The organism is Amaricoccus sp., from assembly GCF_047602525.1.
Classification (GTDB): Bacteria; Pseudomonadota; Alphaproteobacteria; order Rhodobacterales; family Rhodobacteraceae; genus Amaricoccus.
Genome location: NZ_JASGHB010000001.1, coordinates 2,350,053 through 2,373,760 on the forward strand (window position 1 = coordinate 2,350,053; position 23,708 = coordinate 2,373,760).

Here is a 23,708-nt window from a genome sequence, read left to right on the forward strand (position 1 = left end):
CATCCTCAGGACTGGAAGGCCGGGTGCCAGGCGAGCGTACGGCGCTCGGCGTAGCGGGCAACGCTGTCGGCGAGCTTGCCGAGGAGCGCGTAGATGAGGATCGAGAGCACGACCACGTCGATCATCAGGAACTCGCGCGCCTGCATCGCCATGTAGCCGAGGCCGGCAGAAGCGGAGATCGTCTCGGCGACGATGAGCGTGAGCCACATGATCCCGAGGGCGTAGCGCAACCCGGCAAAGATCGCCGGCAGCGCGCCGGGCAGGATGACGCGGCGGAAGAGGACAAAGGGCTTCATGCCGTAGATGCGGCCCATCTCGACGAGCTGCGGGTCGACCGACTGGATGCCGAGCAGCGTGTTGACGTAGATCGGAAAGAACACGCCGAGCGCGACGAGGAAGAGCTTCGCCTCCTCGCCGATCCCGAACCAGAGGATGACGAGCGGGATGAGCGCGAGGTGCGGGATGTTGCGCACCATCTGGAGCGTGGTGTCGGTCATGTCGCGCGAGAGGCGCGACAGGCCGTTGGCGAGGCCGAGGGCGAAGCCGATCGAGCCGCCGAGGATGAAGCCCGCGAAGGCGCGGCCGCTCGACACCCAGACGTTGCGGAGAAGCTCGCCCGAGAGGAGGAGCTTCCAGAACGCGAGGGCGACGGCGGACGGAGCGGGGAGAACCGTCGAGGAGATCGCGCCCGCCCGGGAAAGCGCTTCCCAGGCGAGGATGAGGACCAGCGGCAGCAGCCAGCCGATCGACGCTCGGGCGATCCCCGTCATGACGCCGCCCGGAGGTTGCCGCCATGACTACCGCCGGCGAAGACGCGCTTCTGGCCGAACTCGTTGAGGAAGCCGCGTGCGTCCTCCTGCCGGTCGATGCCGAGGGCCGGGAACAGGAGCTCGGCGACGCGGTAGCTCTCCTCGAGGTGCGGGTAGCCGGAACCGATCACCGTGTCGATGCCGATCTCCTGGTACTCGCGCAGGCGCTCGGCCACCGTCTCGGGCGAGCCGACGAGGGCGGTGCCGGCACCGGCACGCACGAGGCCGATGCCGGCCCAGAGGTTCGGGCTGACCTCGAGCTTGTCGCGACGGCCCTGGTGCAGGGCGAACATCCGCTGCTGGCCGACGCTGTCGCTCTCCTTGTTGAAGCGCTTCGCGGCTTCGGCGATCGTCGCGTCGTCGAGCTTCGAGATCAGGCGGTCGGCGGCCTCCCAGGCTTCTTCGTCGGTCTCGCGGACGATGAAGTGGAGGCGGATGCCGAAAGTCACCTCCCGCCCGGCCTTCTCGGCGGCGGCGCGGACGCGGCCGACCTTCTCGGCGACCTGCGCCGGGGGCTCGCCCCAGGTCAGGTACTTGTCGACGCGGCCGGCGGCGAAGTCGATGCCGGCGTCCGAGGAGCCGCCGAAGAACAGCGGCGGGCGCGGCGACTGCACCGGCGGATAGCCGAGCGTCGCGCCGATCGCCTTGATGTGCTCGCCGTCGAGGGTGGCCGTGCCTTTCGCGAGCAGATCCTCGAAGACGGTGAAGAACTCCTCGGCGTGGTCGTAGCGAAGGTCGTGCGGCAGGAAGAGGCCGTCGCCCGCCAGCTCCTTCGGATTGCCGCCGACGACGATGTTGAGGAGGAGCCGGCCGTTCGACACCCGGTCGAGGGTCGAGGAGAGCCGCGCGTAGTAGGCGGGCGAGGCGACGCCGGGGCGGATCGCGACGAGGAATTTCAGCCGCCGGGTGACGGGGGCGAGCGCCGCCGCCATGACGAAGGACTCCTCGCAGGCGGCGCCGGTCGGGAGGAGGACGCCGGAGAAGCCGAGGCGGTCGACGGCCACGGCGACCTGCGAGAGGTAGTCGTAGGACGGCGCGCGGTTCAGCTCGGACGAGCCGAGATAGGCGCCGTCGCCCGAGGTCGGGATGAACCAGAAGAAGTCGATGGGGTTGGTCATGTTCGTGCCTCTTTCGGATCAGCTGGCCTTGGGCTGCCAGACGATCTCCTGAATGTTGAGCTTCTTCGGCAGGATGCCGAGGTCGTGGAACTCGTCGGCGAGAGCCTGCTGGTAGACCTGGGCTTCGATCGAGACCGGGCCGTCGACACGGCCGAGGTCGGCTCCCTTGCGGGTCAGCGTGACCCGGGTGATGGCTTCGGGGACGCCGGTGATCTTGCTGAGCGCCGGGACGGTCGCGTCGAGGTCGCCCTGTGCAGCCCGGCCGACCGCCGCAAGCTCGTCCAGAGTGTCGACGACAAGGTCGGGGTTCGCGGCAGTGAAGGAGCCGTTCGCCAGGAAGTAGCTCCAGGCCGGAACGATGCCCTCGGCGGTGGTGAGCACCCGGGCCGCGGGATCGGCTTCCGCCACCGCGAAGTAGGGATCCCAGATCGTCCAGGCGTCGACGCTGCCCGAGCGGAACGCGGCGAGCGCGTCCGGCGGCGCGAGATCGGCCGGCTCGATGTCGGCCGTCGTAAGACCGGCGGTGCGCAGGGCCTTCACGGTGAAGTTGTGGGCGCTGGAGCCGCGCTTGAAGGCGAGCCTGCGCCCCTTCAGGTCGGCGATCGTCCGGATGTCGGAATCCTTGTGGACCAGAATCCCGGAGCCCGCGGGGCTGCCCGCGTAGGTGCCGACATAGAGCAGATCGCCACCGGCGGCCTGGGCAAAGAGCGGGGGCACGTCGCCGGTCGGGCCGAAGTCGAGCGCGCCGGCCCCGAGTGCCTCGAGCAGCGGCGGGCCGGAGCTGAACTCGGCCCAGGTGATCTCTATGCCCTTGTCGGCAAAGCGCTTCTCGAGGGCCCCCTGGCTCTTGGCAAGGGCGAGGACGCCGTTCTTCTGCCAGCCGATACGGAGCGTGCGGGCATCGGCCGCCCGGCCGGAGCCGGCGAGCAGCGCCGGGGCGGCGAGGCCCGCGACGAGGGCGGCGGCAGCCCGCCCGGTAAATTGTCGTCTCGCGATCATGAATGCGAATCCCTGCTTCGGTCGACCGCCGGCCAGCTCCGTCAGGCGCAGACGACCGCGGCGAATGTGCGTTCTCAGCCGGTGGTGTTGAGCGGACTGAGCAGTGGTCCCGCGATATCCCGGATCCGCGCGCTCAAGATTCCGGCGACATGTTCGGCATGACGGGTTGCCTCGGGCACGCCCATGAGTTCGCCGACGTGGCCCCGCGCCAGCGGGCCGGCGACAAGGAGCGTGTCGGAGAGCCCGCCGCCTGCATCGACGCTTCGACAGTGATCCTCGACCAGCAGGCCGAGCCCGTTCGGATCGGCGCACAGCAGTCCGTCCGCCGCGAGGGTGCGGAAGACCGGGTTCGACTGCAGGATGGTGCCGTGGTCCGGTCCGGTGGTGACGACGACCGCGCCGAACGTGGCGGTAACCACCGTCGCGCTGCCGCGCGGGCGCCAGGCGACCTCGATGCCATCCGGCGTCTCGCGGGCGGTGACGAGGCGGGCGGCGACAACGTCGAGCCGCCCGCGGCGCATCTCGCGCTCGACCACATCCTCGACCTGCGGCGCGACCCGGAACCGATGGACATCCCACGCGGTGCGGAGGTGGCGGACGAGCCGCCGCCGCTCGCCGGCCGGAAGCGCGGCCCAGATCGCCGGCCCCTGTTCGCGGACGCGATCGAGCGTCGCGTGCCAGCTCTGTCCGAGCGCCGCGTCGGCTGCCACGGCGGCGCGGATACGGCGAAGCAGGGAGACGGCGGTTTGCGCCGGATCCGTGGCGAAGTCGGCCTCGCTCGGGTGCTCGACGACGCCGTGGCCGCGGGAGCGCAGGCCATGGCGCGACAGCGCGGTGATGCGGCCACGATGGCCGAGGCGGTCGAGGCTCGCCACCACATCGGCGGAGGTGAGCCCGGTGCCGACGATCAGGATCCGCTCGGTCCCGGCGAGCGCAGCGATGCGCGCGTTGTCATAGGGATCCGCGACGAGGGCGGGCGATCCGGCGAGATCCCGCAGCACGCCGGGCACCGCCGGCGCCGGGTGGCTCATCGCAAGGACGACGAAATCCGCCACCAGGCTGGTGCCGTCCGCGAGGTCGATCAGCCAGCGCCCCTCGGCGCGGCGGGCGGCAACGGCCGAGGTGCAGCAGTGGCGGACGATGCCGCGCGCGACGAGCGGCGCGAGCTGGGCCGCAATGTATCGACCGAAGATCCGCCGCTCGGGAAAGAAGTCGCCGCGCAGCGTGAGCGTCGATGGCGACATGGTGATCCGCTCGGCGGCGAGCCAGTCCATGAAGTGGTTGGGCTGGTCGCTGACGATGGTCATCTTCGCGGCCGGCACGTTGATGCGATGCGCCGCGTCGCCGGTCGAATAGGCGAGCCCGCCGCCCAGCATCTCCCGAGGCTCGACGACGACGATCTCCGCCGCATCGGGCCCGAGCGTCTGCCCGAGGTTGAGGGCGGTGACGGCGCCTGAAAGGCCGCCGCCGAGAATGGCGACGACCGGGCGGCTGCGGCGCGGCTTGTCCATCATCATGACTGTTTACTCACGGGCTCGTTGCAACGGAAGCGGGCGGGCGGAGGCGTCAGTTCGAAGCGTGGAAGGAGGTGTCACGCGGTCCAGATCTCACACGGCCCAGGCCGCGATTGTCCCGGACCGCACATTTCTGCCGCACGGGCTCGTGGCGTGCGGCAGCGTGAGCATCACTCTGCGGCGACCGGAGTGCGGCTGCGTTCGGCTTCGAGTGCGCGGACGAGCGGGATCACCCGGCGTCCGAAGAACTCCACCTCTTCCTGGAAGTGCAGGAAGCCGAGGAGCACGAGGTCGGCGCCCGCGTCCTTGAGCGCGAGGATCCGCTCGGCGATCTGCTCGGGCGTGCCGATCAGGTTCGAGCGGAAGCCGTCGTTGTACTGGACGAGATCGTCGAAGCTCGACTTCGCCCAGTTGCCCTCGCCCTCGGGCGAGGCCTTGCCGGCGTTCTTCACCTCGTGGGCGAAGCCGTGCACGGCGTCGGGGTTCGCCTTGTCGATGATCTCGGCCAGCACCGCCTTGCTCTGCGCCTCGGTCTCGCGGGCGATGGCGAAGGCGTTGACGCCGATCTTGACGCTGCGCCCCTCCGCCGCCGCCTTGGCGCGGATGTCGTCGACCTGGGCCGCGAGGCCGTCCGGCGTGTTGCCGTTGGTGAAGTACCAGTCCGACACCCGCGCCGCCATGTCGCGGGCCGCGCGGCTGGAGCCGCCCTGGAAGATCTCGGGCTGCGGGTCGATCGGCTTCGGCTTCATCGTGTAGTTGCGGAAGCGGTAGAAGTCGCCGGCGAAGGTGAAATCGTCCTGGCCCCAGATGCCGCGGAGCGCGCGGATGAATTCCTCGGAGCGGCGGTAGCGCTCGTCATGGTCGAGCCACGGCTCGCCGATCGACGAGAACTCGCCGCGGAACCAGCCGGAGACGATGTTGACCGCGATCCGGCCGTTGGTGAGGTTGCTGATCGTCGCGATCTGCTTGGCCGCCAGCGCCGGGTTCCACGGCCCCGGCAGGATCGCCGCGATGATCTTCAGCCGCTCGGTCGCCGCGGCCAGCGCGTGGCTGAAGGACACCGACTCGTGCTGGTTGTCGGCGCCATAGCCGGCGGTGAAGCGGATCTGGCTCAGCGCATAGTCGAAGCCGACCGCCTCGGCGATCTGCGCCAGCTTGCGGTTGTAGTCGATGCCCCAGTCGGTGCGCTGCTCGATGGTGCTGATGACGAGGCCGCCGGAGACGTTCGGCACCCAGTAGGCGAATTTGATCGGCGCTGCGGTGGTCATGATCGTCGGACTCCTGTCGGTCACACGGCCAGCGCGTGCGTGCCGTTGCTGTAGCGGGCCGCGCGGGGCACGACCGGATCGAGGAAGGGGGCGAACTGGTCGACCGCGCGGTCGAGCCGTTCGAGAAGGGCCTCGGAGACCAGCGCGCCGTCGCGGAAATCCGCGTCCGAGGCATAGACCCCGGTGGCGAGCGTCTGGGCCTCGAAGAAGCCGAGAAGCGGGCGGAGCTGGTGCTCGATGACGAGGGCGTGGCGCGCCCCGCCGCCGGTCGCGCCGAGCAGCACCGGCTTGCCGACCAGCGCCAGCGGGTCGAGCAGGTCGAGCAGGTGCTTGAAGAGGCCGCCATAGCTGCCCTTGTAGACCGGGCTCGCAAGGACGAGGGCGTCGGCGTCGAGCAGCTCCGCGACCGCGGCCTGCGCCGTTGCGTCGAGGTCCGAGACCCGCGCGGCACTGCCGAGCGAGCCGGCGATGGCGGAAAGCTCGATCACCAGAGGCTCGCGCGAATAGCGTTCCGCCGCGCGCTGCACGGCTGCCTCCACGAGGACGCGCGTGCGCGACGGCCGGCTGAGACTTCCCGATAACCCGACGATCTTCCCGCCCATTCGCCATATCCAGAATCACTATAGACTTTATCGAGATAATCGTATTCAAGTCCGACCACAAGCCCCCCCTTCCCTCCCCCGGGCCCCGGGGCTGGAAATCGCCGCCGGCCCCGGGCCGGACGCTGACAGGAGAAGCCCCATGCAGTTGACCAGACGCGCCCTCGGCCTTGCCACCGCCGCAACCCTTGTCCTCACCGCCCTGCCGGGCGTCGCGGCCGACAAGGAAATCCGCGTCGGATTCCAGAAATACGGCGTTCTCGTGCTGCTGAAGGGCAAGGGACTGCTGGAGGAAAAGCTCGCGCCGCTCGGCTACAAGGTGACCTGGGCGGAGTTCGCCGCCGGGCCGCAGATGCTCGAGGCGCTGAACGCCGGCGCCATCGACATCGCCCAGACCGGCGAGGCGCCGCCGATCTTCGCCCAGGCGGCGAGCCCGCGGCTCACCTACATCGGCTTCGAGCCCCCGGCGCCCCGCGGCGAGGCCATCCTCGTGCCGAAGGACAGCCCCATCCGGTCGCTCGCCGACCTCGAGGGCAAGAAGATCGCCCTCAACAAGGGCTCGAACGTCCACTACCTGCTGGTCCGCGCGCTCGAATCCGCCGGCATCGGCTACGACAAGATCACGCCGACCTTCCTGACCCCCGCCGACGCCCGCGCCGCCTTCGCCTCGGGCGCGGTCGACGCCTGGGCCGTCTGGGACCCGTTCCAGGCCTCGGCCGAACAGACGCTCGGAGCCCGGCAGCTCGTGAACGCCGAGGGCCTCGCCCCGAACTACCAGTTCTACTTCGGCGATCGCGACTTCGTGGCCGCGAACCCGGAGGCAATCGCCGCCCTCATCGCCGCCATCGGCGAGACCGACACCTGGATCGCCGGCAACCCGGCTGCGGCCGCCGCCGAGCTTGCCCCGTCGACGGGCATCCCCGCCGACGCGCTCGAACTCGCCCTCTCGCGCCAGAGCTTCGGCGTCAGGTCCCTCACCCCGGACGTCGTCGCCGACCAGCAGAAGGTCGCCGACACCTTCGCCGCCCTCGGCCTCCTCCCCAGGCCCGTCAACATCAAGGAAGCCGTCGACGCAGGCCTCTGAAAGACCCCCCGAGACGCCCGGACGGGCGGCCCGAGACCCCATGGCCGCGATCCGATGGCCGCAACCACGCGCCGCCATCGGACGTCCGGGCCGACGTCGTTGCCGGCCTCCGCCGTGCGTGAAGCCGGTCTGCTGTCCCGCCCGCCGGGCGGGGCATTTCAGGTCGGACTGCTCCCATCACAATCCGTCATGGACCGGCGGGACTCCGGGCTTGCTTCGTCATCCGGCGACGCCCAGCATCGGCTTGTTCAGCACCACGCAGGGAGCCTCCGATGCCCACGTTCGCGCGCCTCCTCCAGGGGGCGGCCTGTCTCGCCTTGCTCGTTTCCGCGGCGACGGCCCACGCCGACACCTTGCGCCTCGCCCATGCCTCAAGCTCCGGCAGCCTGATCCAGCAGGCGGTCACCCGCTTCGCCGACAGCGTCTCGACCGGGACCGGCGGGGCGCTGACGGTGCAGATCTTTCCAGACGGGCAGCTCGGCGACGAGGGACCGATCGCCGACGGCGTTGGCGCCGGCTCGATCGACATCGGCCTCGGCGGCGTGGCCGATGCCATCGACCCGAAGCTCAACGTCGTGACGCTGCCCTTCCTCTTCGCCGACGCGGCGGCGGCCCATGCCTTCCTCGACGGCCCGGTCGGCCAAAAGGCCTTCGACACCGGCGCGGCAAACGGCTTCGTCATGCTCGGCGCGCTCGACTCGGGCTTCCGGCAGTTCGCGACCGTTGCGACCCCGGTGGCCACGCCGGCGGACATCAAGGGCCAGAAGATCCGCACACCGCCGAACCCGGTGATTCTCGCGACGATGGAGGCGCTCGGCGCGCTGCCGCAGTCGATCCCGTTCGGCGAGGTCTATACCGCGTTGCAGTCGCACGTCGTCGACGGGGTGGAGCCCGAGATCCGCGACTACTCGGACCAGAAGTGGTACGAGAGCGCCAAGAATTCTGGCGATCTCCAACTACATCTGGACGCCGAACTTCTGGTTCATGAACAAGGACCGCTTCGACGCCCTGTCCCCGGACGAGCAGGCGGCGCTGAAGCAGGCCGTGGTGGAGACGACGGCCTGGTATCGCGACCAGCTCGACAGCGTCTATGCGCAGGTCACCGCGGAGCTGAAGGGCAAGGGCGTGACCGTCACCACCGTCGATCCGGCGCCGTTCCGGGCGATGGTCGATCCGGTCTATGCGAAGTTCGGCGCGGAATGGGGCGAGGACTACGTCGCCGAGGTCCGCAAGGCGGCGGCCGGCGAATAGCGGCGCGCGCGCGATGACCCGTCTGGGGCAAGGCCTGACCGCCGCGCTGACGATCCTCGGCGTCGCCGCCTGCGTGGCGCTGATCGGGGCGACCGGCCTCGGCGCGGTCGGCCGCTACCTGCGGCTCACAGGCGTCACCTGGAGCTTCGAGGTCGTGGGCATCCTCTTCGTCTGGGTGATCGCCATCGGCACGGTGCTGTCGGAGATCGCCGGCGAGAACGTCTCGATCGACGGCAACACCCACGAGAGCGGCCGCGGCCCGTGGATGCGGCTCTACCACGCCGCGGTGCTGCTCACGGTTTCCGGCGCGCTGCTCTGGTCGGGGCGGGCGCTGCTCGCCCGGACGGCATTCAACCCGACGCCCGTGCTGCGCGCGCCGACATGGATCGTCCACAGCACCACCGTCTTCATGGGCGCGGCGCTCGCGGTCATCGCGCTCGTCCGCATCCTGCGCCTCGTCGGGGAGCTGCGCCGATGACGCTTCTTGTCCTCTTCACCGTCTTCGCGGTCACGCTCTACACCGGGGTGCCGGTCGCGTGGTCGCTGGCGCTCTCGACACTCGTCGTGATCTGGTCGGGGATGGTGCCGCTGCCGCCGTCGTGGTTCGCGCAGCAGGTCTTCGTCGGCGCCGACTCGATCTCGCTCGCCGCGATCCCGCTGTTCCTCGTCGCCGGCGGCATCATGAACGAGGGCGGGCTGACGCGGCGGATCATCGACCTTGCCAACGACATCTTCGGGCGGATGCGCGGCGGGCTCGGCATCGTCAACGTCGCGACCTGCATGATCTACGGCGGCATCACCGGCTCGGCCACCGCCGACACCGGCGCCGTCGGCGCGATCATGATCCCGGCGATGACCGAGCGCGGCTATCCGCGCGACTTCTCGGCCGCCGTCACCGCCGCCGCCGGCACGCTCGGCATCGTGCTGCCGCCGAGCGTCGTCATGATCATGTACGGCGTGCTGACCGACACCTCGATCGGCGGGCTCTTCGCCGCCGGGATCATTCCGGGGCTGATGCTCGCCGTCACCTTCATGCTGACGGCGTGGTGGATCGCGGTGCGCGAGGGCTTCCCGAAGTCCGATCATCCGTTCCGGCTCGCGGCCTTCGGACGACACCTGCTCCGCGCCCTGCCGGCACTGCTGATGCCGGTCGGCGTGCTCGGGACGATGCTGACCGGGCTCGCGACGACGACCGAAGCGGCCTGCGTCGCGGTCTTCTGGGCGCTGTTCGTCGGCGGGGCGATCTATCGCGAGATCACCTGGGCCGGGCTCTGGCGCGTCGGCGTCGAGACGGTGCGGATGACCGGCGCGATCATGATCATCATGGCGGTCTCCGTGCCCTTCTCCTGGGTGCTGACCGTGGAGCAGGTGCCGCAGACCGCCGCCGCCGCGCTCCAGCACGTGGGCGCCGGGCCGACGGTCACCATCCTGCTCCTGCTCGCGCTCCTCACCTTCGTCGGCACCTGGGCCGATCTCGGGCCGTCGCTCGTCATCCTCGCGCCGATCCTGCACCCGATCGGCCTCGAGGTGGGGCTCGCGCCCTACCAGCTCGGGATGATCTTCGTCATCGCGCTCGGGATCGGGCTCTTCACGCCGCCGGTCGGCACCAACATCTTCGTCGTCTGCAACGTGGCGAAGGTGGGCGTGAATGCCGTCACCCGGCGGCTGATCCCGTTCTTCATCACGAGCAACATCTGCCTGCTGCTCGTCTCCTTCATCCCGGCGACCACCGAGTGGCTGCCGCGCCTGCTCGGGTTCTGACCGCCATGGGCCTCCATCTCGTCGGCGGGATCTCGTCGGCCGGGCGCGCCGTGCCGCCGCTCGACGGCCGGCCGCTGCTCATCGACCGCGCCGAGGGGCCGTGGCTCTGGGACCGGGACGGCCGCCGCTACGTCGACACGGCGCTCGGCTTTGGCGCGACGATCCTCGGCCACGGCCCGGAGCCGGTGATCGACGCCACCACGGCGGCGATCCGGTCGGGGTCGATGCCCGCCTTCGCCCATGCCGGCGAGGAGGCGGCGGCGTCGGCGCTCGCGGCGCTGACGGCGCCGCTCACCTCCGTGGTCTTCACCAGCACCGGCAGCGAGGCGGTGCATCTCGCCGCCCGGATCGCGCGGGTTGCCACCGGGCGCGGCCTCGTCGCCAAGATGGCGGCGGGCTATGATGGCTGGTACGATGACGTGACCCTCGGCCAGGCCGGGAGCGCCGAGGCGCTGATGCGCGCGAACAGCCGGCCGCGGCGGGGCGGGACGCTGCTCCTGCGCTACAACGACTTCGAGGATGTCGAGCGGCTGTTCGCCGAGAGCGACGACATCGCGGCGGTGCTGATCGAGCCGATGCTGGCGAACGCCGGCTGCGTGCCGGCGGCGCCGGGCTATCTCGCGCACGTGGCCGCGGTGGCGCGGCGGCACGGGGCGCTGGTGATCTCGGACGAGGTGCTGATGGGCTTCCGCCTGCGCGCCGGCCTCACCGCGCCGGCCGAAGGCGTGGAGCCCGACCTCGCGACCGTGGGCAAGGCGATCGGCTCCGGCTTCGCCGTGGCGGCGGTGGTGGGCCGGCCCGACGTCATGCGAGCGGCCGAGGGCGCGGGGGTTCGGGCCGGGACCTACAGCGGCAACCCGGTCGCGACGGCGGCGGTGCTCGCGACGCTGGCGGAACTTAAGGCGGCCGACTATCCGGCCCTCCTCGCCCGCGGCGACCGGCTGCGCGCCGCGATCGTCGCGGCCTTCGCGGCGATCGGGCGGAGCGTCTCGACGTCCGGCTTCGGCACCGTCTTCACCCTTTGGTTCGCCGACCGCGCGCCCACGACCTACGCCGAGGCGGCGGCGATCGCCGACGCGGAGCTGACCCGGCGCTGGCATCTCGCGCTGCGCCGCCGTGGCGCGCTCGTCATGCCGTTCCCGTTCGGCCGGCTCTACCTGTCCTTCTCCCACGACGAGCCGGTCTGCGCCGAACTCGCGTCCGTCGTCGCCGCGTCGGCGGGAGATCTGGACGGCGCCTGAAACCGCTCGCGCAGGAAGGTGGCGAGCTTGCGCACGGCGACGCGCGCGCCGTCCGGCACGAGCAGCGCGAGGTCCAGCGGCTCGAGCAGCGGCAGGCCGTCGGCGGGCCCCATCCGTCGATGGCGCGGCGCGATCACCGAGGCCGGCAGCGCGGTGATCGCCGTCCCGGCATCGAGCGCGGCCTGGATCGACGGCAGGTGCGACGAAGTCCAGTTGACCCGCCACGCCCGCCCCCCGGCCGCAAGCGCCGCGAGGATCAGCGGCCGCGCCCGGCAGTCGCGCTCGGGGAAGAGCGCGAGCGGCAGCGGATCGCTGCGTTCGGGGTGGGCGTCCTCCGGCCCGCACCAGACCAGCGGTTCGCGGCGCAAGAGCTCGCCGGTCTCGGTGCCGGTGGCGCGGGTGATGATCGCCATGTCGATCTCACCCGAGCGCACCAGCGCCTCGAGCCCGCGGGAGAAGTCGCAGCGGATCTCGATCTCGAGCCGAGCACCTGCGGCGGAGAAGTGCTCGACGAGCGGCCGGCCGAAGACGTCGATGTAGTCGTCGGGCATCCCGAGCGTCACGCGGCCCTCAAGGCGCCGCGGGTCGATAGCCGCGAGCGCCTCGTCCTCGAGCGCGATCAGCCGGCGCGCGTAGCTGACCAGCGCCTGCCCGGTCTCGGTCAGCTCCAGCCCCCGGCGCGAGCGGTCGAACAGGCGTCGCCCGAGCTGAGCCTCGAAGCGGGCGATGGTGACGCTGACCCCGGCCTGCGACTTGCCGATCCGGCGCGCGGCGGCGGTGAAGCCCCCGGCATCGACGACGGCGACGAAGGTGGCGATGGCTTCCGGGTCGAGATGGCGCATGTCCAATCCATGCAGAACCGCGCACGCGAGGCAATCTCCTCGACGAGGCGGCGCCCAGCACGCGGGTCCGCGGTCAGGGCGGGAGGATCAGGACCCCGGGCAGCCGCCCGCCCCCGGCATACCGAGGTCATGGCGCGCCCCTATTCCAGTCCGCCCTACGCCAGCGCGCCGCCGAACAGCGCCAGCATCCGCGCCCACGCCCGCTCCGCCTGCACCTCGTCGTGGCGCGCCCCGTCCGGCGGCACCCAGCCGTGATCCGCGGGATAGACCTCGACCTCGGCCCGGTTCCCGAACGCCTCCGCCAGCCGGGTCTTCGCCTGCGGATCCTTCGCGTCGTCGTTCTGGGCGATGGCGAAGAGAAAGCGCGCCTGCGTCTCCGGCGCCAGCAGGTGCGGGCTGTCCGGCGCATCGGTCGCGAGGCCGCCGCCGTGGAACGACGCGCCGGCCCCGACCCGCTCGGGCAACGCGGCGGCGGCGCGGATGGTGTAGGATCCGCTCATGCAGAAACCGACGGCGCCGATCCGGCGCCCGGTATCGACCGCCGGCTGGTCGTCGAGCCATGCCGTGAAGGCGATCGCGTCCGACGTGACGGCCGCGGGCGTGAGATGGCTGGCGTAGGGACGAAGCCGGTCGATCGCCGCGGACATCTCCTCCCCGTCGCGGACCACCATGCCCTTCGCGTCACGGTAGAACGGATTTACCACCAGCACGGCATAGCCCGCGCCGGCCAGCCGGTCGGCCATCGCGCGGAACGCCGGGCGCAAGCCGAAGATGTCGGGCCACATGACGACTCCCGGCGCATTGCCGCCCGGATGCACGAAGTATGCGTCGGCCGTGCCGTCCGGCGTGACGATCTCGACATCGGAGCCGGTCACGTCCTGCGCGCGCACCGCCGAGCCTTGCCAGAGCATCGCGACCCCCGCGGCCCCGGCCATCGTGCCGAAGCCGCGACGCGACAGACGGACGCGCTCATCTCGATGAAATTCGTCGCGTTCGCACATCTGTCCTGACCTCCCGTTGCACCGAGGGAGCCGCAACTCCCGCCGACAACCTAGGACCGTTCGGCCGACCGCCCAGCCAAATCGAGCGAAGGGGGTGACCGAGCCCGCTCCGCTCCGGCACGGAGAACCGCCGAACGCTGGCGTCGCGCCCGCAAGCTGCGGGAATTCGGGGACGCGGATCGGCGGGGTCGCGGCCGCCCCGGCTCGGCGTCGGCCGCGCTGACGTGCCTCGGCGACCAATGGCGACTTGGCCGGCGACGCCGACCCGGCTGAGGTGCAAGAAAGGGGGCAGCTCGATTCGGAGATCACGCCATGCCCGGAAACACGGGAACCGCCTACCGCGCCATCCACCCCGCCCCCGGTGCCCTCCCGCTCGCCCCGCGCCTCGCAAGCATCACGTCGCCCGGCATCGGGACTGGCTGGCCATGACCGCCTTCACCCCCATTGCCTCGCTCGCCGGCGGCGCGCTGATCGGCCTCGCCGCCGTGCTGCTCATGGCCCTCCACGGGCGCATTCTCGGCGTGACCGGCATCCTCACCGGCGCGCTGCTCCCGGCCGGGCCGGGCGATCGCGGCTGGCGCGTCGCGCTCCTCGCCGGGGTGGTCAGCGCCCCGCTCGCCTGGCGCCTCGCCACCGGCGGCTGGCCCGTCATAGACGTCCCGGTGCCGGGCGCCGCCTTGGCTTTCGGCGGCCTGCTCGTGGGCGTCGGCGTCACCCTGGGTGGCGGCTGCACGTCGGGCCATGGCATCTGCGGCAACGCCCGCCTCTCGCCGCGCTCGCTCGTCGCAACCCTGACGTTCATGGCGAGCTGCTTTGTCACCGTCTTCGTCGTCCGCCACCTGCTCGGAGCCTGAGCGATGCCGCGCGTCACCGCCTACCTGATCGGCCTGCTCTTCGGCACCGGCATCGCCCTGTCCGGCATGATCGACCCTGCCAAGGTACTGAACTTCTTCGACCTCGCGGGGCACTGGGATCCGAGCCTCGCCTTCGTGATGGCCGGCGCCCTTGCCGTCACCGCCGCCGGATACCGTCTGGTGCTGCGCCCGCCGGCACCGATCCTCGCCGACCGCTTCCACCTGCCCGAGGCCACCGCGATCGACGCCCGGCTCATTGGCGGCGCCGCGATCTTCGGCGTCGGCTGGGGCATCGCCGGCTTCTGCCCGGGTGGCGCCCTGCCCGCGCTCGGCACCGGCCGCGCCGACGTCGCCCTCTTCGTCGGCGCGCTCATCGCCGGCATCCTCGCCACCCGCGCCGTGCTCGCCCGCCGACGCCCGGGCAAAGGCTGAAAGGCACCTCAGAGGAGGCGCCTGAGCCCGTACACGTCGTCCTGCGGCCCCTCAGGCGCCGGCGACCCGCGCCCGGCGGCTACTCCGCCGTGCAGATCGTCGCACCGTCCTTGATCGCCATCGGGTCGACCGTCAGCGGGTTGTCCGACAGCACCACCAGATCGGCGCGCTTGCCGGGCTCCAGCGAGCCCTTGCCCGTCTCCTCGCGGTACTGATACGCCGCGTTGATGGTGATCGCCTTCAGCGCCTCCAGCGGCGTGATCCGTTCGCCCTCGCCCAGCACCACGCCGGCGCGGGTGATGCGGTTCATCGCCGTCCAGACCGTCATCATCTGGTCGATCGGCACCACGAAAGCGACAGCACCTGAAGCCCGAGGTCGTAGCATTTCTTGGTGCCGGCCAGCATCAGGTCGATCGGCAGGCCGGGCTCGCCCTTCCAGTCCTTCTCCCCCGCCGGGCCGCCGGTCAGGCAGGGGGTGGTGAACCACGCGGTCTTGCCCTGCGGCGAGCCGTCGGGCGTCAGCTTGCAGCCGCCGAGTTTCAGGTGGTTGGCGTAAGACCCGAAGGTCGAGGGCGGGTTGGTCTCCAGCACCGTGTCGAGGTCGAGCATGAATGGATAGGACACCACGTCGATGAAGAGCCCGTCCTTGACCGCGAGCGCCTCGGCCTCGGGCATCGCGTCGTTCATGGTCAGGATCGGTCCGCCGAAGAAGATGGCGTCGGCGTTCTCGGCGAAGGCGGGAGCGGCGGCGAGAACCAGAGCGGCGGTGGCAGGCAGCTTGAAGCGCATCGACGACCTCGATTTCGGCATCGACCTTAGGGGGTCTACGGCCGACCAGGTGCCACGACACCAACCCTTTCCGGCCGGACAGCGACAGCGCCAAAGTTGCAGCCCGGCGCATTTCGAGACGACGCACGCCGCCGGGATGGCCTCGCGTCCGCAAAGGCTCCGGGGTCCGCCAAGCGATTTGTCGCGCGATCCTGGAAAACCGGGCGGGGCACGCCGCTCGCGCCCGCTTGACAGCTCGAACGCGCGAGCGTAGTCGTGAGTAAACGTTAACCCATGGGCATACCCGCGGGATTTTGGGGAGAAGGCGTCTCGTGAGAGACAGCGGCGTCAGCATGCGCGACATCGCCGAGAAGCTCGGCGTCTCGATAAAGACCGTTTCAGGCGCGCTGAACGGCAGCGCCGTCCGCATGTCTGCCGAGACGCGCAGTCGCATCCTCACGCTCGCCGACGAACTGGGCTACAAGCCGAACATCGTCGCGCGCGGCATGCGCCAGGGCGTGCTGCCGGTCGTCGGCCTGGTGGCCGAGGGCTTGATCACCCTGCCGTTCGCCACCGAGATCGTGCGCAGCCTCGACAATGCCTGCCGCATGCACGGGCTGCTGGTCGTCGCCACCAACGTCGGCGCGACGCGCAGCGCCGCGGACGGGGTTGCCGACGCGCAACGCTTCCTCCCCACCGCGATCGTCTATGCGACGTCGTACCATCGTGTCGTCACGCTCGACGAAACGGTACGGCAATCCGTCAGGCTGTTCCTCAATTGCAGCGAGACCTCCGGCAAGGTTCCCGCGATCGTTCCCGACGAGCAGCAAGCGGGCGCGGAGATCGTTGCCCATTGCTTCGCGCGGGGGCGGCGGCGGATCGCCTTTCTCAATCTGCCCGGCCTCGTTGCGGGCACCCTGCGCGAGGCCGGCTTTCGCAATGCCCACGCGGCCCACGGCGTTGCCGTCACCGAGGACTGGCTGCTGCCCGCGACCCGGGGCGCCCGCTACACGGAATACGCCGTCAGCCTCGTGCGCCAGCACGTCGACGCGCTGGTCTCGGCGCTGCCGCGCCCGGACACCATCCTCTGCGGCAACGACCGCGTGGCGCTCGAGGTCTACGGCGCGTTGCGCGCCAACGGCGTGCGCATCCCCGACGACATCGCCGTCGTCAGCTTCGACAACCAGACCGACATCGCCCGGCGCCTCGACCCGCCGCTGACCACCATGGCGCTGCCCCACCGCGAGATCGGGCGTCGCGCCGCCGAGGTCATCACCGGCACCGGGCCGGCACTGCAACCACTGCAACGAATTCCGTTCCGGCTGATCGAGCGCGACTCGGTGTGAGACGCGCCCGGAAGGGTAAAAGGGAGGAAAGAACGATGCCTGCACCCCAACTCCGCGCCAGGCGCCTCGGCGCGGGAGCCCTCGCCGCCGCCGTCGCCGCGCTGGCCTTTGCCGCCCCGGCCGACGCCGCCGCGCTCAGGATGATGTTCCAGGGCGATCCTTACGAGATCGACGCGATCAGCGCCGTGGCCAAGGCCTACGAGGCCGCCAATCCCGGCACGACGATCGAGCTCATCCACACGCCGCACGACTCCTACAACGAGAAGATCGGCGCCGCGGTCTCGGCCGGCAACCTGCCCGACATCCTCGAACTCGATGCGCCCTTCCTGTCGAACTACGTCTGGTCGGGCTTCCTCCAGCCGATCGACGGCCTGATCGACCCGAAGCTCCGCGCCGACATGACGCCCTCGAACGTCAGCCAGGGCACCTACCCGCCCGACGGCAAGCTCTACGCGACTGCGCTGATCGACTCGACGGTCGTGCTCTATGCCAGCAAGAAGCAGCTCGAGTCGCTCAACATCCGCATTCCGACCAGCGTCGATGACGCATGGACCGGCGAGGAGTTCGAGAAGGTCCTCGAGACGCTGTCGACGGCGCCGGGCGTGAAATGGCCGATCGACCTCTTCCGCGGCTACGGCACCAAGACCGAGTGGATCCCCTACGCCTACGAGCCGCTGCTCGTCTCCGCCGGCTGCGACCTCATCGACCGCACCACATGGAAGGCCGGGGGCACGCTCGACAGCGACGCCTGCGTCAAGACCGCGTCGATGATGGCCGACTGGGTGAAGAAGGGCTGGGTCGTGCCGCAATCGGCCGGCACCAACCAGTTCTATGCCGAGGGGCGCCCGGCCGCGCTCGCGCTCGGCGGCCACTGGGTCTATGCCGAGGCGGTCAAGGCCATGGGCGACGACCTCATCGCCCTGCCGCTGCCGAAGCTCGGCGACAAAGGCGCGAGCCCGAACGGCACCTGGATCTTCGCGATCAGCAAGGACGCGTCCGACCCGGAGGAGGCCGGCAAGTTCCTAAGCTTCATGATCGAGAACCCGGAGTTCCGCGCCGCCTATCGCGAGCATTCGGCCTTCCCCGGCCTCAACTCCTTCGCCGCGGAATCGCCGCTCTACGCCGCCGGCGGCCCGCTCGCCGTCGCCTTCGAGCAGGCGGCCAAGACCGCCGTCCCGCGTCCGCCGCACCCGGCCTACCCGGCGATCACCCTCGCGGCGCAGACCGCCTTCACCGACATCTTCGACGGGGCCGACCCGAAGGAGGAGCTGACGAAGGCCGCCCAGGAAATCGACGCCGACATCGACGACAACGACGGCTATCCGCCCTTCGGCGGCAACTGACGCCGCCACCCGGACCCCACCCCACGGGGAGCCCCACCGGCTCCCCGCCCCCCTTCCCCCCCGCTGACGAGGGAGCAGACGCATGACCGCGACGGTGTCGAGGATGACACGTCCCGCCGAGACGGCACGGCCGAAACGGCTGATCGGGGCGAGACTGCAGGAATTCCTGATGCTGCTGCCGGCCAGCGTGATCGTGGCCGTCTTCCTGCTGCTGCCCTTCCTCATGTCCTTCCCGATGTCCCTGACCAACCGGCGGCTCATCCCCCGGCCGGTCAAGTTCGTCGGCTTCGACAACTACGTGAACGTGCTGACCGACCCGATCTTCTGGCGCGCGCTTCTCAACGTCAGCTACTTCGCCCTGCTGGTCGTGCCGCTCCAGTGCGGCTTCGCCCTCGCGATGGCGCTCCTCATCAACCAGAAGCTGCCCGGCCGGAACTTCTTCCGCGGCGCGCTGTTCCTGCCCGCCATCACCTCGATGGCCGTGGTCTGCGTGATCTGGGGCACGCTCTTCCAGTATCCGACCGGCCCGCTCAACCAGATCGTCAGCATCCTCACCTTCGGCCTCGCCGGCCCGATCGACTGGCTCGGCAACCCCGCCTCGGCGATGCCCGCGATCGTGCTCCTCTCCGCGTGGCAGGCCTACGGCTTCCAGATGGTCGTCTACCTCGCCGGCCTCCAGAGCATCCCCGGCGATCTCTACGAGGCCGCCCGCCTCGACGGCGCCTCGACCTGGCAGCGCTTCCGCTTCGTCACCTGGCCGGGCCTGCGCCAGACCAACATCTTCGTGCTCATCATCACCACGATCCAGGCGTTCAAGCTCTTCACCCAGGTCAACATCCTGACCCAGGGCGGGCCGCGGAACGCCACCGAGACCGTGGTGCAGTACATGTACCAGGTCGGCTTCGTCGGCCAGAAGCTCGGCCTCGCCTCGGCCGTCGCCATCATCCTCTTCTTCATCGTGCTCGCGATCTCGCTCGTCCAGCGCGTCGTCCTGAGGGATCCGAAATGAGCGCCACCGCAGACCCGGCCGACGCCCCGCTGCCCGGCACCTCCGACCGCTTTCCGATCATCAAGATCGTCTCGATCGCGATCATCACCTTCGTCGTCGTCTCGCCGCTCTTCCTGCTCGTCGTCGCGAGCCTCAAGCCCGACCGCTTCCAGATCCTCGCCGAGATGGGCAGCTTCAAGGCCTTCTGGGTGACGAACCCGACGCTGCAGAACTACCGCGACATCCTCACCTTCTCGGGCAACCAGCCCTTCGCGCGCTACCTGACGAACTCGGTCGTCATCCTCGTGCTCACGCTCGCCGGCGGCATGTTCTTCAACTCGATGGCCGCCTTCGTCCTCGCCTGGGGCCGCCTCCCCGGCCGGGCGCTGATCCTCACGGCGATGATCGGCCTCTACATCGTGCCGCAGGAATCCATCGTCCTGCCGCTCCTCAACATCATGAACCAGGCCGGGCTCGCCGACAGCTTCTCCGCCCAGATCCTGCCCTTCTGGGCCAGCCCGCTCTACGTCTTCCTGCTCTACCAGTTCTTCTCCCAGATCCCGCGCGACCTCTATGACGCGGCGATCGTCGACGGCGCCTCGCCGTTCCAGATCTACTGGAAGGTGTTCCTGCCGATCAGCCTGCCGGCGCTCGCGACCGTCGCCATCCTCCTCGGCATCGAGACCTGGAACCAGTATCTCTGGCCGCTGCTCATCACCCAGTCGAACTACGCCCGCCCGATCGCGGTCGGCATCGCCGGCTTCTTCGGCTCGGACAGCATCTACTGGAACCTCGCGATGGCCGCCTCGGTGGTGATGATGATCCCGGTGCTGATCCTCTACCTCCTCTTCCAGAAGTGGTTCGTGAGCTCGGTCATCAGCTCCGGCGTGAAGGGATAATAACCGCATGACTGTCGAAGCAACATCCCGGCACGCCCCCGCCACCGCCACCGCGGCCGGCTTCACCGCGCGCGTCGCGGCCGGCGAGGTCCTGCACCTCTGGCAGCGGCCGGTCCCGGCCGGCGCCGCGTCCGCCGTCTCCCTGCGCGAGGCGGACGGCAGCGCCCGCACGCTCGCCGGCCCGGCGTCGGACGATTTCCAGATGACGACGCACCCCGTCGCGGCCACCGGCGACATCGCCGTCGCCTGGGACACGACCGGAACCCAGGTCTCGGTCTGCTACGCCTTCGCCCCCGGCACGGTCGCCGAGGCGGGCATCCGCGTCCTCTGGACCGCCCCGCAGGCCGCGGCGGAGACCACCCGCTACCGGCTGCACCTCGCGCCCCCCTTCGGCTGGATGAACGACCCGAACGGCCTCATCACCCGCGACGGCCGGACGCAGGCCTTCTACCAGCATTATCCCAGCGCGCTGCACTGGGACACGATGCACTGGGGCCATGCGGTCTCCGACAACCTCGTCGACTGGACGCACCTGCCGGTCTTCCTGCACCCGCGCGCCGTGCTGCTCGCCGACCCGTCGCATCAGGGCGGCGCCTTCTCCGGCTCGGCGATTCCGGGGCCGGACGGCGGCTTGCGCGTCTTCTACACCGACCGCGAGGACGGCCGCGTGCCGCCGGAGTGGCAGATGACCGCCACCTCCGCCGATCTGCTGACCGCCGGCCCCTCGGCGGTGCTGATCGACGACCACCCGCCCCTCCCCGGCTTCGGCAACGACCTCCGCGACCCTTACGTCTTCCGCGGGCCGGATGGCCTCTGGAAGATGGTCCTCGCCGGCAACGACGAGACCGCCGCCCTCGTCCTCCTCTACGAGACGGACGATCCCGAGGCCGCCACCGGCTGGCGCTTCGTCGGCGTCCTGCACCGCGAGACCCTGCCGCGCAGCGTGCCGGCCGAATGCCCCTGCGTCCTGCCGCTCGATGGCGAGGGCGCCGGGCTCCACGTCCTGATCTTCGGCCTGATCGGGCACCACGGCCCCGTCCTCGGCCGCCGCAACCCGAGCCTCGCCCTCGTCGGGCGCTTCGACGGCCGGACCTTCGAGAAAATCGCCCGGCGCGAGCTCGATTTCGTCGGCGACTGCTATGCCTTCCAGGGCTTCCTCCACGAGGGCCGGCCGGTCGGCATGGCGTGGGGCGCGAACTGGGCCGACGTGCGCAAGACCGAGGACTTCACCAGCGCCATGACCTTCGTCCGCCGCCTCGTCTGGCAGGACGGCGCGCTCCTCATGCCCCCGGCCGAGGCCGTCGAGACCCTGCGCATCGCACCGCTCCCCGCCACGCTGGCCGAGGGCGTCGCCCTGCCGGACGGCCTCGCCGAGATCGCCTTCGAGACGGGCGGCGCGCCCTTCCGGCTCGACTTCACCCATGCGGAGAACAAGCTCGCGCTCGTCCATGACGGCACGACGCTCGAACTCGTCGACGACTGGCCGGTGCGCGGGCGGCCGGTGCGCAATCCGTCCGAGACCGGCCCGCTCTCGGACATCCGCGTCTTCGTCGATGTGGGCCTCGTCGAGATCTACGCCGATGGCGGCCGCTGGTGCGGCACCCGGCGCCTCGACAGCGACAGCCCCGTCACCGCGGTCCGGCTCGACGCCGGCGCCGCGCCGATCACCAACGCACGGGTCTGGCAGCTTCGCCCCCAGCACGGGGCACCCCGCCCCGCGGGCGAACCGCGGCCGGCCGAAGGGAGGAACTGAGCATGGCCATCGTCGAACTGAAGAAGGCGCGGAAATCCTATGGCCCGATCGACATCATCCATGATGTCGATCTCCGCATCGAGGACGGCGAATTTGCCGTCTTCGTCGGTCCCTCGGGCTGCGGCAAGTCCACGCTGCTGCGCATGATCGCCGGGCTCGAAAGCGTCACCGGCGGCGAGATCGCCATCGACGGGGAACGCGTGAACAACCTCGACCCGGCCGAGCGCGGCGTCGCCATGGTGTTCCAGAGCTACGCGCTCTATCCGCACATGACGGTCAAGGAAAACATGAGCTTCGGCCTGCGCATCGGCAAGCGCCCCAAAGCCGAGATCGACGAGCGCGTCGGCATCGCCAGCAAGATCCTCCAGCTCGACGCCCTGCAGGACCGCCGCCCGAGCCAGCTTTCCGGCGGCCAGCGCCAGCGCGTGGCGATCGGCCGCGCGATCGTGCGCAACCCGAAGGTCTTCCTCTTCGACGAACCGCTGTCGAACCTCGACGCCGAGCTGCGCGTCGCCACCCGAGTGGAGATCGCCAAGCTCCACGAGAGCCTGGGCAACACGATGATCTACGTCACCCACGACCAGACCGAGGCGATGACTCTGGCCGACAAGATCGTGGTGCTCCGCAAGGGCCGCGTCGAGCAGGTCGGCCCGCCGCTCCATCTCTACGACGATCCGGCGAACCTCTTCGTCGCCGGCTTCATCGGCTCGCCGAAGATGAACTTCTTCGCCGGGACGATGGGACCGGAGGGCAATGTCCACTTCGCCGGCACCGCGGCGAAGGCCCCCTTCGCCGCCGGCGCCGTCGCCCCCGGCGCCCCTGTGACCATCGGCATCCGGCCCGAGCATTTCGACCGCGACGCCAACCCCGACGGACTGGTCGAGATCGCCGTCGATTTCGTCGAACATCTCGGCGGCACATCCTTCGTCCACGGCGACCTGCCGGGCGGCGAGCGGATCATCATCGAACGCCGCGACGCCGGCGACCTCCACTCCGGCATGTCGATCAGGGCCGGCTTCCGCCTCGCCGACATGCGCGCCTTCGACGCCGAGGAGCGCCGCCTGCGGTAAGCTCGAGGCACGGAAGCGGGCGGCATCCGGCGGTCGCAGGGCGGCGAGATGGCGGCGGCCCTTGGCCCCCGGTGCCGAAAGGCCGAAGCCGCGCTGCGCGGCCCGGCCTCAGGTCGGCTGCGTCAGAACGGGATTTCGTCGTCGATGGCGCCGGAGGGGCCGCCGCGGCTCTCGCCCCCGCCGAAGCTGCCGCCGCGGTCGTCGTAGTCCGATCCGCCGCCACTGCCGCCACCGAATCCGCCGCCGCCGGACCCGCCGTCCCGGCCGTCGAGCAGGGTCAGCTCACTGCGGAACGGCCGCAGCACCACCTCGGTGGAATAGCGGTCCTGCCCCGACTGGTCCTGCCACTTGCGGGTCTCGAGCTGGCCCTCGAGATACACCTTCGAGCCCTTGCGCAGGTACTGCTCGGCCACGCGGGCGAGCGGCTCGCTGAAGATCGCCACGGAGTGCCACTCGGTGCGCTCCTTGTTCTCGCCGGTGTTGCGGTCGCGCCAGCGCTCGGATGTGGCAATCCGCAGGTTCACCACCTTGCCGCCGTTCGGAAAGCTCCGCACCTCCGGGTCGCGACCGAGGTTGCCGATCAGGATCACCTTGTTGACGCTGCCAGCCATCCCGTCCTCCATCCGCCGGTCCACATCAGGCTCACTAGCCCGTCGCATCCCGGAAGGGAAGAGCCGTGGCCGGCGCGCCCCGGCGCATCTGCTGACAAAGCATGAACGCCAGATCCGGGCTGACAGGGCGTTTCTTTTCGGCCATAGTCCCGCGCAA

General features: G+C 70.4%; 24 protein-coding genes and 1 pseudogene. 14 read left to right on the top strand and 11 right to left on the bottom strand.

Translation table 11 applies throughout. From position 1 onward, the window contains the following. Positions 1–5: 5 nt before the first annotated feature. From QM699_RS12110 to msuE, 6 genes are all read right to left on the bottom strand, one after another. Entirely contained in the window at positions 6–770 is a 765-nt protein-coding gene (locus tag QM699_RS12110; RefSeq protein ID WP_415011354.1) for an ABC transporter permease subunit, read from the bottom strand. Beyond that, complete coding sequence (ssuD, locus tag QM699_RS12115; RefSeq protein WP_415011355.1) at positions 767–1,927, bottom strand: FMNH2-dependent alkanesulfonate monooxygenase; 1,161 nt, start codon at positions 1,925–1,927, stop codon at positions 767–769. Before ssuD ends, QM699_RS12110 begins: the two co-directional genes overlap by 4 nt. Before the next feature lie 18 nt (positions 1,928–1,945). Then, the gene (locus tag QM699_RS12120; protein ID WP_415011356.1) at positions 1,946–2,926 is read right to left on the bottom strand and encodes an aliphatic sulfonate ABC transporter substrate-binding protein; all 981 of its coding nucleotides are present in this window, start codon (positions 2,924–2,926) and stop codon (positions 1,946–1,948) included. A 74-nt stretch (positions 2,927–3,000) separates the two neighbouring features. Continuing rightward, positions 3,001–4,443: an FAD/NAD(P)-binding protein gene (locus QM699_RS12125; RefSeq protein ID WP_415011357.1), complete on the bottom strand. Its 1,443-nt coding sequence runs from the start codon at positions 4,441–4,443 to the stop codon at positions 3,001–3,003. A gap of 167 nt (positions 4,444–4,610) precedes the next feature. Further along, a complete protein-coding gene (sfnG, locus tag QM699_RS12130; RefSeq protein ID WP_415011358.1) occupies positions 4,611–5,708 on the bottom strand; it encodes a dimethylsulfone monooxygenase SfnG in 1,098 nt (365 codons plus the stop codon). A 20-nt stretch (positions 5,709–5,728) separates the two neighbouring features. Next, positions 5,729–6,310 carry an FMN reductase gene (msuE, locus tag QM699_RS12135; protein WP_415011359.1) on the bottom strand — a complete coding sequence of 194 codons (582 nt, stop codon included), beginning with the start codon at positions 6,308–6,310 and terminating at the stop codon, positions 5,729–5,731. 139 nt (positions 6,311–6,449) lie between these two features. On the opposite strand from msuE, the gene QM699_RS12140 reads away from it, so the two are divergent. The 6 genes and pseudogenes from QM699_RS12140 (at position 6,450) to QM699_RS12165 (ending at position 11,644) form a co-directional block, all read left to right on the top strand. Then, positions 6,450–7,391 (top strand): aliphatic sulfonate ABC transporter substrate-binding protein, encoded by a 942-nt coding sequence (locus QM699_RS12140; RefSeq protein ID WP_415011360.1) that lies wholly within the window; start codon positions 6,450–6,452, stop codon positions 7,389–7,391. 272 nt (positions 7,392–7,663) lie between these two features. After that, positions 7,664–8,290: pseudogene (locus tag QM699_RS12145) on the top strand (TRAP transporter substrate-binding protein); the annotation flags it as partial. A gap of 85 nt (positions 8,291–8,375) precedes the next feature. Then, complete coding sequence (locus QM699_RS12150; RefSeq protein ID WP_415011361.1) at positions 8,376–8,642, top strand: hypothetical protein; 267 nt, start codon at positions 8,376–8,378, stop codon at positions 8,640–8,642. 13 nt (positions 8,643–8,655) lie between these two features. Further along, positions 8,656–9,120: a TRAP transporter small permease gene (locus QM699_RS12155; protein ID WP_415011362.1), complete on the top strand. Its 465-nt coding sequence runs from the start codon at positions 8,656–8,658 to the stop codon at positions 9,118–9,120. After that, complete coding sequence (locus tag QM699_RS12160) at positions 9,117–10,403, top strand: TRAP transporter large permease (protein WP_415011363.1); 1,287 nt, start codon at positions 9,117–9,119, stop codon at positions 10,401–10,403. The genes QM699_RS12155 and QM699_RS12160 overlap by 4 nt, the downstream gene beginning before the upstream one ends. Positions 10,404–10,408: 5 nt before the next feature. After that, a complete protein-coding gene (locus tag QM699_RS12165) occupies positions 10,409–11,644 on the top strand; it encodes an aminotransferase class III-fold pyridoxal phosphate-dependent enzyme (RefSeq protein ID WP_415011364.1) in 1,236 nt (411 codons plus the stop codon). Here QM699_RS12165 and QM699_RS12170 read toward each other — a convergent pair. Both QM699_RS12170 and QM699_RS12175 read right to left on the bottom strand, forming a co-directional pair. Next, positions 11,557–12,486, bottom strand: coding sequence for a LysR substrate-binding domain-containing protein (locus tag QM699_RS12170; protein ID WP_415011365.1), 930 nt, complete (start codon positions 12,484–12,486; stop codon positions 11,557–11,559). The genes QM699_RS12165 and QM699_RS12170 overlap by 88 nt on opposite strands. A gap of 155 nt (positions 12,487–12,641) precedes the next feature. Then, positions 12,642–13,487 (bottom strand): dienelactone hydrolase family protein, encoded by an 846-nt coding sequence (locus QM699_RS12175; protein WP_415011366.1) that lies wholly within the window; start codon positions 13,485–13,487, stop codon positions 12,642–12,644. 425 nt (positions 13,488–13,912) lie between these two features. Here QM699_RS12175 and QM699_RS12180 point away from each other — a divergent pair, with 425 nt between their 5' ends. Then, the gene (locus QM699_RS12180) at positions 13,913–14,341 is read left to right on the top strand and encodes a YeeE/YedE family protein (RefSeq protein WP_415011367.1); all 429 of its coding nucleotides are present in this window, start codon (positions 13,913–13,915) and stop codon (positions 14,339–14,341) included. A 3-nt stretch (positions 14,342–14,344) separates the two neighbouring features. Then, positions 14,345–14,773: a DUF6691 family protein gene (locus QM699_RS12185; protein WP_415011368.1), complete on the top strand. Its 429-nt coding sequence runs from the start codon at positions 14,345–14,347 to the stop codon at positions 14,771–14,773. A gap of 79 nt (positions 14,774–14,852) precedes the next feature. Here the strand turns inward: QM699_RS12185 and QM699_RS12190 are convergent, their stop codons facing one another. Next, positions 14,853–15,122, bottom strand: a complete 270-nt coding sequence (locus QM699_RS12190; RefSeq protein ID WP_415011369.1) for an amidohydrolase family protein — start codon at positions 15,120–15,122, stop codon at positions 14,853–14,855. After that, positions 15,101–15,562 (bottom strand): hypothetical protein, encoded by a 462-nt coding sequence (locus QM699_RS12195; RefSeq protein ID WP_415011370.1) that lies wholly within the window; start codon positions 15,560–15,562, stop codon positions 15,101–15,103. Before QM699_RS12195 ends, QM699_RS12190 begins: the two co-directional genes overlap by 22 nt. A 332-nt stretch (positions 15,563–15,894) precedes the next feature. On the opposite strand from QM699_RS12195, the gene QM699_RS12200 reads away from it, so the two are divergent. From QM699_RS12200 to QM699_RS12225, 6 genes are all read left to right on the top strand, one after another. After that, complete coding sequence (locus tag QM699_RS12200; protein WP_415011371.1) at positions 15,895–16,887, top strand: LacI family DNA-binding transcriptional regulator; 993 nt, start codon at positions 15,895–15,897, stop codon at positions 16,885–16,887. A 35-nt stretch (positions 16,888–16,922) separates the two neighbouring features. After that, positions 16,923–18,230: an ABC transporter substrate-binding protein gene (locus tag QM699_RS12205; protein ID WP_415011372.1), complete on the top strand. Its 1,308-nt coding sequence runs from the start codon at positions 16,923–16,925 to the stop codon at positions 18,228–18,230. Between the two features lie 82 nt (positions 18,231–18,312). Next, positions 18,313–19,239, top strand: a complete 927-nt coding sequence (locus QM699_RS12210; protein ID WP_415011373.1) for a carbohydrate ABC transporter permease — start codon at positions 18,313–18,315, stop codon at positions 19,237–19,239. Next, positions 19,236–20,117, top strand: coding sequence for a carbohydrate ABC transporter permease (locus QM699_RS12215; RefSeq protein WP_415011374.1), 882 nt, complete (start codon positions 19,236–19,238; stop codon positions 20,115–20,117). The genes QM699_RS12210 and QM699_RS12215 overlap by 4 nt, the downstream gene beginning before the upstream one ends. A 7-nt stretch (positions 20,118–20,124) precedes the next feature. Continuing rightward, entirely contained in the window at positions 20,125–21,870 is a 1,746-nt protein-coding gene (locus QM699_RS12220; protein WP_415011375.1) for a hypothetical protein, read from the top strand. 2 nt (positions 21,871–21,872) lie between these two features. After that, complete coding sequence (locus QM699_RS12225; protein ID WP_415011376.1) at positions 21,873–22,940, top strand: ABC transporter ATP-binding protein; 1,068 nt, start codon at positions 21,873–21,875, stop codon at positions 22,938–22,940. Positions 22,941–23,062: 122 nt separating this feature from the next. Here QM699_RS12225 and ssb read toward each other — a convergent pair whose 3' ends face one another. Beyond that, on the bottom strand, positions 23,063–23,551 hold the full coding sequence (gene ssb / locus QM699_RS12230) for a single-stranded DNA-binding protein (RefSeq protein ID WP_415011377.1): 489 nt from the start codon (positions 23,549–23,551) through the stop codon (positions 23,063–23,065). Between the last annotated feature and the right edge of the window lie 157 nt (positions 23,552–23,708).

Coding starts and splice junctions, on each gene's coding strand:
- QM699_RS12110 (WP_415011354.1), bottom strand. CDS start 770: ATGACGGGGATCGCCCGAGCGTCGATCGGCTGGCTGCTGCCGCTGGTC.
- ssuD (WP_415011355.1), bottom strand. CDS start 1,927: ATGACCAACCCCATCGACTTCTTCTGGTTCATCCCGACCTCGGGCGAC.
- QM699_RS12120 (WP_415011356.1), bottom strand. CDS start 2,926: ATGATCGCGAGACGACAATTTACCGGGCGGGCTGCCGCCGCCCTCGTC.
- QM699_RS12125 (WP_415011357.1), bottom strand. CDS start 4,443: ATGATGATGGACAAGCCGCGCCGCAGCCGCCCGGTCGTCGCCATTCTC.
- sfnG (WP_415011358.1), bottom strand. CDS start 5,708: ATGACCACCGCAGCGCCGATCAAATTCGCCTACTGGGTGCCGAACGTC.
- msuE (WP_415011359.1), bottom strand. CDS start 6,310: ATGGGCGGGAAGATCGTCGGGTTATCGGGAAGTCTCAGCCGGCCGTCG.
- QM699_RS12140 (WP_415011360.1), top strand. CDS start 6,450: ATGCAGTTGACCAGACGCGCCCTCGGCCTTGCCACCGCCGCAACCCTT.
- QM699_RS12150 (WP_415011361.1), top strand. CDS start 8,376: ATGAACAAGGACCGCTTCGACGCCCTGTCCCCGGACGAGCAGGCGGCG.
- QM699_RS12155 (WP_415011362.1), top strand. CDS start 8,656: ATGACCCGTCTGGGGCAAGGCCTGACCGCCGCGCTGACGATCCTCGGC.
- QM699_RS12160 (WP_415011363.1), top strand. CDS start 9,117: ATGACGCTTCTTGTCCTCTTCACCGTCTTCGCGGTCACGCTCTACACC.
- QM699_RS12165 (WP_415011364.1), top strand. CDS start 10,409: ATGGGCCTCCATCTCGTCGGCGGGATCTCGTCGGCCGGGCGCGCCGTG.
- QM699_RS12170 (WP_415011365.1), bottom strand. CDS start 12,486: ATGCGCCATCTCGACCCGGAAGCCATCGCCACCTTCGTCGCCGTCGTC.
- QM699_RS12175 (WP_415011366.1), bottom strand. CDS start 13,487: ATGTGCGAACGCGACGAATTTCATCGAGATGAGCGCGTCCGTCTGTCG.
- QM699_RS12180 (WP_415011367.1), top strand. CDS start 13,913: ATGACCGCCTTCACCCCCATTGCCTCGCTCGCCGGCGGCGCGCTGATC.
- QM699_RS12185 (WP_415011368.1), top strand. CDS start 14,345: ATGCCGCGCGTCACCGCCTACCTGATCGGCCTGCTCTTCGGCACCGGC.
- QM699_RS12195 (WP_415011370.1), bottom strand. CDS start 15,562: ATGCGCTTCAAGCTGCCTGCCACCGCCGCTCTGGTTCTCGCCGCCGCT.
- QM699_RS12200 (WP_415011371.1), top strand. CDS start 15,895: ATGCGCGACATCGCCGAGAAGCTCGGCGTCTCGATAAAGACCGTTTCA.
- QM699_RS12205 (WP_415011372.1), top strand. CDS start 16,923: ATGCCTGCACCCCAACTCCGCGCCAGGCGCCTCGGCGCGGGAGCCCTC.
- QM699_RS12210 (WP_415011373.1), top strand. CDS start 18,313: ATGACCGCGACGGTGTCGAGGATGACACGTCCCGCCGAGACGGCACGG.
- QM699_RS12215 (WP_415011374.1), top strand. CDS start 19,236: ATGAGCGCCACCGCAGACCCGGCCGACGCCCCGCTGCCCGGCACCTCC.
- QM699_RS12220 (WP_415011375.1), top strand. CDS start 20,125: ATGACTGTCGAAGCAACATCCCGGCACGCCCCCGCCACCGCCACCGCG.
- QM699_RS12225 (WP_415011376.1), top strand. CDS start 21,873: ATGGCCATCGTCGAACTGAAGAAGGCGCGGAAATCCTATGGCCCGATC.
- ssb (WP_415011377.1), bottom strand. CDS start 23,551: ATGGCTGGCAGCGTCAACAAGGTGATCCTGATCGGCAACCTCGGTCGC.